Below are 8,591 nucleotides of genomic sequence, written 5' to 3'. Positions count from 1 at the left end.
GAACCCCGGCTCTGTGCGACGGCCGATGACCAGTCGGCTCACTCCCTACTGCGTGGGAACGGCCGAAAGTGTTACTGGGGGGGGCGAGAAAACTTCGCGGCTTGCGTCTGCGCAGGTCAGAGCGGGTCTGACGGACGGTTCAGAGGGCGGTGTACGTCGGGGTCGGCGCCGGGGTGTGCGCGGCCAGGGGTGCGGCGGACGTGAGGAGGCCGTCGCCCGAGCCCGTTCCGCTGCCGCCGGGGCCGGGGGCTATGTGGTTGCCTTCGTCGTCGCCGCCGTGGCCGCCCTGGTCGCCCTGACCGCCGGAGCCGTTGCCCTCGCCGTGGCTGCCTTTGCCGTTTCCCTGGCCGTTGCCCCGGCCGTCGTTGCCCTTGCCGTTGCCGTTGCCGTTGCCCCTGCCCTCGTTGCCCTTGCCGCCTGTGCCGTTCCTGCCGTCACGGGCGTTGGCGTTGGCGTCGGCGCCGAGGACGGTCTTGCAGTACTTCCAGACACGGTCGGGCGTGGCGCCGCCGGCCGCGTTCTGCAGGGCCTGTCTGCGGTGGGCGTCGAGTGCCTTGCCGCCGAGCGCGTCGCGGCAGGTCGAGGGGGCCTGCTCGCGCCACCAACTCCCGGCCTCGGCACCGGACTTGGCCGTCGGGTCGTCGTTCGGCGTGCCGCCCGGCGTGCCCGCTGCGGGGGTTCCGCCGGTGGCGTCGTCGGGCGTGGGCGCGACCTGGTCTCCGCGCGGCGTGGGCGAGATCAGCGGACGGTCGGGCGTCACGCCGGCCGAGACGGCCGGGCTCGGCTCGTCACCGCCGAACGGCGTCGGCAGGATTCCGCTTGTCACCGCGGCGGCGACCCCGCCGACCATGCCGACCGCCAGCGCGGCGGCCATCCCGAACCGCGCGGGCCGGCTCCAGCGGGACCGCCGGGCGGCACTGCCGGGTGCGCCGATACTGACGAGCCCGGCGTCATGACCACCCACGGGAGGACCGCTGTGACCTGCGGGATGATCGACATCGGAGCTCTGGCGTTCGGGACCGGGACCGACGGCGGTGCTCCGGTCCGCGGTGCGGGCGGCGGACCGTTCCGCGCTGCCCGCGGTGGCGCCCCCGGCCGAGCGTGCCGCGCGGAAGGCGGCCAATGCGGCTGCCTCACCCGGGAGTTCGGCGCTGCCGGATGCTTCCGGGGTGAGCGCCTCCAGGGTTTTCGCGAGCCGTTCGGCTTGATCGCGGGCGGCGGCGTCGACAGCGTCCAGTGACCCCCCGCGCAGCAAAAGCTCCGCTGTTTCGCGGTCCAGCCACCTGTACTGCTCGTCGGCCATCACATGTCCTTCTGCGTCCGCGCGCGCAGATGCGTCACACTCGCGGACGTCACCGCACGCCCGTGCGGTTCTCGCTGGGGCGGCAGCGCGTCGAGGCCACCGCTCGATTCCGGATCCTCGCCGAGCAGTTCGGCGAGACGCTTCAGACCGCGGTGCGCGGCCGTACGGACGGCGCCCGGCCGCTTGCCGAGCGTCTCGGCCGCGCTCTTGGCGTCGAGGCCCACGACCACGCGCAGCACGACCGCCTCGGCCTGGTCCTGCGGCAGCCGGGCGATCAGGGAGAGGGTCTGGTCGGTGGCCAGGGCCTCCATGGCCTCGCCCGCCGTGTCGGACTCCGCGGGCTTGGCCGTCAGTTCCGTCTCGTCGCCGCCGATCGCGGGGCGGCGGCCGCGCATCCGTATGTGGTCGAGGGCGCGGTTGCGGGCGATCCGGGCGGCCCAGCCCCGGAAGCGGTCCGCGTCTCCGCTGAACCGTTCCAGGTCGCGGGCGATCTGCAGCCAGGCCTCGGAGGCCACGTCCTCCGCGTCCGGGTCGCCGACAAGGGTGCGGACGTATCCGAGCAGCCGGGGGTGCACGGTCCGGTACACAGCACGGAACGCGGTCTCGTCCCCGTCCTGCGCCGCAAGCACCGCGGCGGTCAGCTCCGCGTCGTCCCCCAGCACCCGTAATTCCTCAGTCGACGGTCGGCCGGTGGTCACGGCGATCATGCGAGAGCCACGCCCGGCGCGAAAGGCACGTTACGACCTGAAACCGCTGCTCGTCCATGTCCGTACAATTCTCAACCACTCCGTTACGGGACTGCTCGCACCCGGGGTGTGACAGAAACCGCACTCATGGCGCTGTAGGAGATACGGGCCGCCGCGCGGCCCGACCGCGCGACGGCCGGGGCCTCTCCTGTGGGGGGTGGCGGCCCCGGCCGTTGCTTCGGTTCCGCTCCGTACGGGAAGCCGTCGGGCCAACCTGGGGGCGCTTCGCTCGCTGCCCTCGTCAGCCGGCGTAGAGGGCGGGCAGACTGACCAGAACGAGGTCGTCACGACGACCGGCCAGGTCGACCAGGTCGGGATGGAAGCCGTACAGGGAGTACAGGGCCAGGGTTGTGCCGGCGGTGTCGTATCCCTGATCGGCGAGCAGGGCGCGGACACGTTCCAGGCGCTCCAGGACCATTCGGGTTCGAATGTCAGCCGTTCTTGCCATTGCCCTTGTCGGCGTTCTTGCCGTTGTCGGACTTGCCGGAGTCGTCGGCTCCGTTGCCCTTGCCGTTGTTGCCCGGTGCGCTCGCCGACGGCGTCGTCGTGGCCGTCTGGAGTCCCAGCTGTTCGGCGCAGTACGCCGGGACGTTCGCCTCGCCGCCCGCGGCCGTGATCAGCCGTTGCCAGGCCGTCGACTGGAGTGCCTTGCCGTTGCCCTTGACATGCTCGTACGCCTTGCAGTGGGCCTCGGTGTCCTGCGCGGTGGACGGGCGGTCCGGATGCGCGGTGCCGGGCGCGGTCGAGCCGCCGGACGGTTTGGGGGAGGCGTGGGTGGTGGGTGCGGTGGGCCGCGCCTGGGGCGGGTTGTTGTGGTCGCGGCCGGAAGAGCCGACGGTGCCGATCGCCGCGAACGCGACGCCGCCCAGGGTGAGGCCGGCCAGCGACAGGGTGAGCGTGGCCCGCAGCGAACGGCGGGCGCGGGTGCGCTGACGCGGGCGCCAGTCGTCACGGCGCCGGGTCCGCGCCCGGTGCGCGCCGGCGTCCCTCGCCTCCCGGAACGCGGCCACCGCCCGCCGCTCGGCCGCGCCGTCGACGCCACCGGACCGCATGACCCCGGCCAGCAGGAACTCCAGTTCTGGTCCGTCCGCCCGCTGCCCGGCCCCGGACACGCTGCCGTCATGGTGCGCACGCCGACGACCGGGGGCACCGCCCTCGCCCTGCCGTTCACCCATGCCCGCATCCATCCGTGTCCGACGGCCGTCCGCCGTCGCCATAACCGTCACCACCAGCACCGACCCGAAGGCCGAGCCGCGTACCCGCACAACCACCCAAGCCGCCGCGCAAGCCACCACCGACACCGACACCCGCGCCGGTTTTTGAACCGACACGTGCGCCGATCCGTGAACCGACACCGGTGCCCACGCCGGCCCGTGAACCAACACCGACACCCGCGCCGCCGACCCGCCGGCCAGGACCAGCACCAGCACCAGCACCAGCACCAGCACCAGCACCAGCACCAGCGTCACCGCCGCACGCGCCGACACCGGCATCCGGGCCACCGACCCGCCAGCCGGCACCGGCACGCGCACCGCCGACCCGCCAGTCGACACCAGCACCCGCGCCATCACGGCACGCGCCGACACCAACAGCCGCGCCACCGACACACGAGCCGGCACCGACCGCCCGGCCGCCCGACGCACCGGTGCCGATCGCCGCCCCGCCGCCCCGCGTGCCCGCGTCGATCGTCGGTCCGGCCCCGCGCGTGCCTCCGCCGCTGTCGGCTGACGTGTGCGCGGCGTCCTCGGGGGGCCCGCCGAGCCGTGCAGTCGTTCCGGTGCCGGAGTCGGTGGGTGGGGTCGCCGTGGTGTGATCGTGTGTCGGGCGGCCGGTCGGGGTCGCCGCGTCGCAGGCGTCCTCGCCGTGGTTGACGTACCTTCCGTCGCTGACGTTCATTTCGACTCCCCCAGCGTCCGGGGGTCGTCATTCGTCACACCCGGGGTGCCGAGCAGGGCGGCCAGGCGCCTCAGGCCCCGGTGGGCGGCCGTGCGGACCGCGCCGGGGCGTTTGCCGAGGACACGGGCCGCGGCGGGGCCGTCGAGGCCGACGACCACCCGCAGCAGCACGGCCTCGGCCTGGTCGCGGGGCAGCCCGCGGAGCAGTTCCAGGGCGCGCTCGGTGGACAGCGCCTCCAGGGCCTGGTCGTGGGTGCTGTGCGGCCCGGGCAGGTCCAGTACGTCCTGCTCCAGCCCCGCCGACCGGGGCCGTACCTTCTGCCGGCGCAGATGGTCCAGCGCGCGGTGCCGGGCGATGGTCGCCGTCCAGCCCCGGAAGCCCGCCCCGTCGCCGCGGAACCGTCCGAGATCGCGGGCGATCTCCAGCCACGCGTCCGACGCCACGTCCTCCGCGTCGTCGCCGACGATCCCCCGCAGATAGCCGAGCAGTCCGGGCTGCACGATCCGGTACGCCGCCGCGAACGCGGCCTCGTCGCCCTCCTGGGCCCGCGCGACGGCCGCGCCCAGCTCCCCGTCGGACGCCTGCGCGCGGCGGGGTTCCCGTCCCTGGCCCAACGACTGTCCTCGTTCGTACGCGTGCGAAGGTGGCCCTGCCGGGCCCGCCCCGTGCGGCACCTCCGTCCGTGCGCACACCTCCACGCTCATCAGCGCCAGGCGTCACGGAAGTGTCACAGCCCGTCAATCGAGGGCGCCCGAAACACCCGGGGTGACGTTTGGCCGTCGGTCAACGCTGTGTGTAAGTGCCACCTGTGCGACACGTGTGACAGGCGTCAGCGGTTTGACAGGTGTGGCAGGTGTGACAGTCACGGTCTTTCTTTTCTAGGGGTGGGGTAGTGAGTCCACGCGGCACGCGTGCGTACAGACCGCTGAGCTTCAAGCGCCGGGCGTGGCTGACGCTCGGCGCGGTGGTGCTGGGAAGCGGGGGCGTGGTGACGTACGCCGTCGCCGGCCCGTCCGCCGACCATGGCACCGGTGTCCGGGCCAAGCGCCCGGTGAAGGTCTACGACCTGGCGCTGAAGGGCACCGCGAGCGGGAAGCGGGCGCTGCCCCGCACCGAGACCAGGCAGTTCTCGATGCTCGGCGTCTCCTGGACGGGACCGACCCAGCGGCTGCACGGCACCGCCCAGGTCCGCACCCGCGGCCTGGAGACCGGCGCGTGGTCCGCCTGGCGCGACCTGGAGACGGACACCGCCCCGCTGGTGGACCCCGAGGCCGGTCCCGACGCCCGCGGCGCGTCCGAGCCGCTGTGGGTCGGGCCCTCCGACGGCGTCGAGGTCCAGGTCGTCCACAAGGACGGCTCCACCAGCGCGGGCCTGCCCAAGGGCCTGCAGGTCAACCTGGTCGACCCCGGCGTCGCGACGACCGCCGAGACGAAGGCCACCGAGCCGGCCGCGTACGTCGCGGAGGCGAGCCCGACGGACAGCACGTCCCCGAGCGACAGCACGAGCCCGAGCGACAGTCCCAGCGACTCCGTGTCGCCGACCGACTCCGTCTCCCCCAGCGACAGCGCCTCCGCGCCGGCGAGCGACTCGGCCTCCCCGTCCGCCAGTTCGTCCCCCACGGCGAGCGCGTCCGTGAGCGTTCCGCCGGCGCCGCCGTCCACCGTCCCCGAGCCGCCGATCGTCTCGCGGGCCGGCTGGGGCGCCGACGAGTCGCTCAGCCCCGATCCGTCGGAGTACAACGCCGATGTGAAGGCCGTGTTCGTGCACCACACGGACGGCTCGAACGACTACTCGTGCGCCGACTCCGCGGCGATCGTGCGGGGCATCTACGCGTACCACACGCAGACCAACGGCTGGAACGACATCGGCTACAACTTCCTGGTCGACAAGTGCGGCACGATCTTCGAGGGCCGCAAGGGCGGCGTCGACCGCCCGGTGCTCGGCGCGCACACCTACGGCTGGAACCGTGAGTCGGCCGGCATCGCGGTGCTCGGCGAGTACACCTCCACCGGCGCCTCCAACGCCGCGCTGGAGTCGGTCGCCCGGATCGCGGCCTGGAAGCTCGGCCAGTACAAGGCCGACCCGGCGACGACCGTGCAGCTCAAGTCGGGCGCCACGCAGACGAACTACTTCGGCACCAGCTTCACCGCGGGCTCTTCCTACACCTTCAACCGGATCTCCGGTCACCGCGACGGCTACAACACGCAGTGCCCCGGCAGCTCCCTGTACGCCCAGCTGCCGACGATCCGCGCCTGGGCGTCCGGCCCGGTGCAGGGCCTGAAGCTCACCTCGCTGTCCGGCGCGGCCCTGTCCGGCTCGACGTACTACACCAAGGGCGCGATCACGGCGAAGTGGTCGACCACAACGCCCGGTTCGCTGATCTCCCGGTTCGAGCTGCTGGTGGACGGCAAGGTCGCGGCCACCGCCTCCGGCACGGCCACCTCGGTCGGCGCCACGCTGCCCTCGGGCCGCCACGGCGTCGCCGTACGGGCCGTGCACCAGTCCGGCAAGACCGCGACGAGCTCCGCGCTGACCGTCGTCACCGACACCACGGCGCCCACCTTCCCGACCGCGCCGAAGATCTCCCTGCGCACCGGCACCGTCAACACCACCGCCGTCCCGGTCACGCTCGGCTGGAAGGCGGCCGACGACGCGGCCCTGAAGTCGGTGAGCCTGCTGTCGCCGACGACGGCCACCTTCGGCCCGACCACGACCAGCTCCAGCCGCACCGCCAAGTCCGGCACCGCGAGCACCTGGTCGATGAAGGCGTACGACTACGCCGGCAACACCCGCACCTCGTCGCCGTCCTACACGCCGGTGATCCTGCAGGAGACCTCGGCCGTCAAGTCCGGCAGCTGGACGGCCCGTTCGTCCAGCAGCTACCTCGGCGGGAAGTCGTACTCCAGCGGTTCCAAGGGCGCGAGCCTGACCTGGACCTTCACCGGCCGCTCGGTCTCCTGGGTGGTGTCGCGGGCGTCCAGCTCGGGTCAGGCGTACGTGTACGTCGACGGCGTGAAGGTCAGCACGGTCGACCTGAAGTCCTCGTCGACCCTGTACCGCCAGGCGATCTGGACCAAGACCTGGTCCGGGAGCGCCAAGCACACGGTGAAGATCGTGGTGGTCGGCACGAGCGGCCGTCCGACGATCACGACGGACGGCCTCGTGTACGTCAAGTAGCGCTGTCGACCGGTTCGGGCGTCCTCTCCTGCGCGGCTTGCGGAGTGGGCGCCCGGTCCGCGTTCACGACCACCCCGGCGATCAGCGCGGCCAGCAGCAGCGCGCCCATCGCCCACCAGGTGGCGACGTTGAAGCCGTGCACGGTGGCCTCGGCCGCGAGCTGCCGCCGGTTCGCCCCGGGGCCCGCGTGCGCGGTCAGATAGCGCGCGGTCACGGTCGCGGCGATGGTGTTCAGCAGCGCCGTACCGATCGAACCGCCCACCTGCTGCGCGGTGTTGAAGGTCGCGGAGGCCGCGCCCGAGTCGCGCGGCGGGACGCTTCCGGTGGCCAGCGACACGGACGTCATCATCGCCGTGCCCATGCCGAGGCCCAGCATCAGCATCGCGGGCAGGATGTGCGAGGCGTAGGCGGGTTCCACGCCCACCTGCGCGATGATCGCCAGCGCGCCCGCCGCCAGCAGCAGCCCCGGCACGATCAGCGCCCGCGGCGGCACCCGGTTCAGCAGCCGGGCGGCGACCTGCGTGGAGCCGGTGATCATGCCGACGGTGATGGGAAGGTAGGCGACTCCCGTCTTGACCGGCGAGTATCCGAGGATGCCCTGCATGTAGTAGGTGAGGAAGAGGAAGACGCCGAACATGCCGATGGTGGTCAGCAGCACGGTCAGGAACGCCCCGACCCGCTGCCGGTCCTTCACCACCGACATCGGCAGCAGCGGCACCCGGGCCCGTGTCTGCCACCATCCGAACACGGCGAGCAGGACGACCCCGGCGGCGAGCAGCGTCAGCACCAGGCCGTCCCTCCAGCCCCTGGACTCCGCCTCCGAGAAGCCGTACACGAGCGAGAGCATCCCGGCCGACCCGAGGATCGCGCCGGGCACGTCCAGACGGGCGCCGGGGTGGCGGTCGCCGGGGGCCAGCAGGGCCATGGCGCCGAAGAAGGCGATCAGGGCGATGGGCACGTTGACGTAGAGGCACCAGCGCCAGTTCAGGTACTGGGTCAGGAACCCGCCGGCGAGCAGGCCCACCGCGGCGCCCGCGCCGATGATCGCGCCGAAGATGCCGAACGCCTTCCCGCGGTCCTTGGGGTCGGTGAAGGTCGTGGCCAGCAGCGACAACGCGGACGGGGCGAGCAGCGCGGCGAAGGCGCCCTGCAGGGCGCGCGCGCCGAACAGCATCCCGGAGTTGGCCGCGGCACCGCCGAGGGCGGAGGCGGCGGCGAAGCCGAGCAGCCCGATGACGAAGGTCGTCTTCCGGCCGACCAGGTCGGAGACCCGGCCGCCGAGCAGCAGCAGCCCACCGAAGGCCAGCGTGTACGCGGTGATGACCCACTGCCGGTTCCCGTCCGACATGTGCAGCGCGGACTGGGCGGACGGAAGGGCGATGTTCACGATGGTCATGTCGAGGACGACCATCAACTGGGCGAGCGCGATGACGACGAGGGCCCACCAACGACGGTTGTCAGCCATGCC

Annotated in this window: 7 protein-coding genes; 1 reads left to right on the top strand and 6 read right to left on the bottom strand. The window is 72.8% G+C overall.

Features of this window, described 5'->3' with window-relative positions; translation table 11 throughout:
• Window positions 1-139: 139 nt before the first annotated feature.
• From MKW14_RS18380 to MKW14_RS18360, 5 genes are all read right to left on the bottom strand, one after another.
• On the bottom strand, window positions 140-1,303 hold the full coding sequence (locus tag MKW14_RS18380; protein WP_240863601.1) for a hypothetical protein: 1,164 nt from the start codon (window positions 1,301-1,303) through the stop codon (window positions 140-142).
• Window positions 1,303-1,965: an RNA polymerase sigma factor gene (locus MKW14_RS18375; RefSeq protein WP_240863600.1), complete on the bottom strand. Its 663-nt coding sequence runs from the start codon at window positions 1,963-1,965 to the stop codon at window positions 1,303-1,305. Before MKW14_RS18375 ends, MKW14_RS18380 begins: the two co-directional genes overlap by 1 nt.
• Window positions 1,966-2,290: 325 nt before the next feature.
• A complete protein-coding gene (locus MKW14_RS18370; RefSeq protein ID WP_374116573.1) occupies window positions 2,291-2,467 on the bottom strand; it encodes a hypothetical protein in 177 nt (58 codons plus the stop codon).
• A gap of 13 nt (window positions 2,468-2,480) precedes the next feature.
• Entirely contained in the window at window positions 2,481-3,650 is a 1,170-nt protein-coding gene (locus tag MKW14_RS18365; protein WP_240863599.1) for a hypothetical protein, read from the bottom strand.
• A 291-nt stretch (window positions 3,651-3,941) separates the two neighbouring features.
• A complete protein-coding gene (locus MKW14_RS18360; RefSeq protein ID WP_240863598.1) occupies window positions 3,942-4,559 on the bottom strand; it encodes an RNA polymerase sigma factor in 618 nt (205 codons plus the stop codon).
• A gap of 278 nt (window positions 4,560-4,837) precedes the next feature.
• Between MKW14_RS18360 and MKW14_RS18355 the strand changes: the two genes are divergently transcribed.
• Window positions 4,838-7,123 (top strand): peptidoglycan recognition protein family protein, encoded by a 2,286-nt coding sequence (locus tag MKW14_RS18355; protein WP_502628178.1) that lies wholly within the window; start codon window positions 4,838-4,840, stop codon window positions 7,121-7,123.
• On the opposite strand, the gene MKW14_RS18350 is transcribed toward MKW14_RS18355, so the two are convergent.
• Window positions 7,116-8,588, bottom strand: coding sequence for an MFS transporter (locus MKW14_RS18350; protein WP_240863597.1), 1,473 nt, complete (start codon window positions 8,586-8,588; stop codon window positions 7,116-7,118). The two genes, MKW14_RS18355 and MKW14_RS18350, sit on opposite strands and share 8 nt — an antisense overlap.
• Window positions 8,589-8,591 lie beyond the last annotated feature (3 nt).

Origin of the sequence: Streptomyces gilvus (assembly GCF_022513565.1) — a bacterium.
Classification (GTDB): Bacteria; Actinomycetota; Actinomycetes; order Streptomycetales; family Streptomycetaceae; genus Streptomyces; species Streptomyces gilvus.
This window is presented reverse-complemented; position numbering and strand designations above follow the sequence as displayed.

Excerpts from the sequence above, each read along its gene's own strand:
- MKW14_RS18380 (WP_240863601.1), bottom strand. The coding sequence starts at position 1,303 with ATGGCCGACGAGCAGTACAGGTGGCTGGACCGCGAAACAGCGGAGCTT.
- MKW14_RS18370 (WP_374116573.1), bottom strand. The coding sequence starts at position 2,467 with ATGGTCCTGGAGCGCCTGGAACGTGTCCGCGCCCTGCTCGCCGATCAG.
- MKW14_RS18350 (WP_240863597.1), bottom strand. The coding sequence starts at position 8,588 with ATGGCTGACAACCGTCGTTGGTGGGCCCTCGTCGTCATCGCGCTCGCC.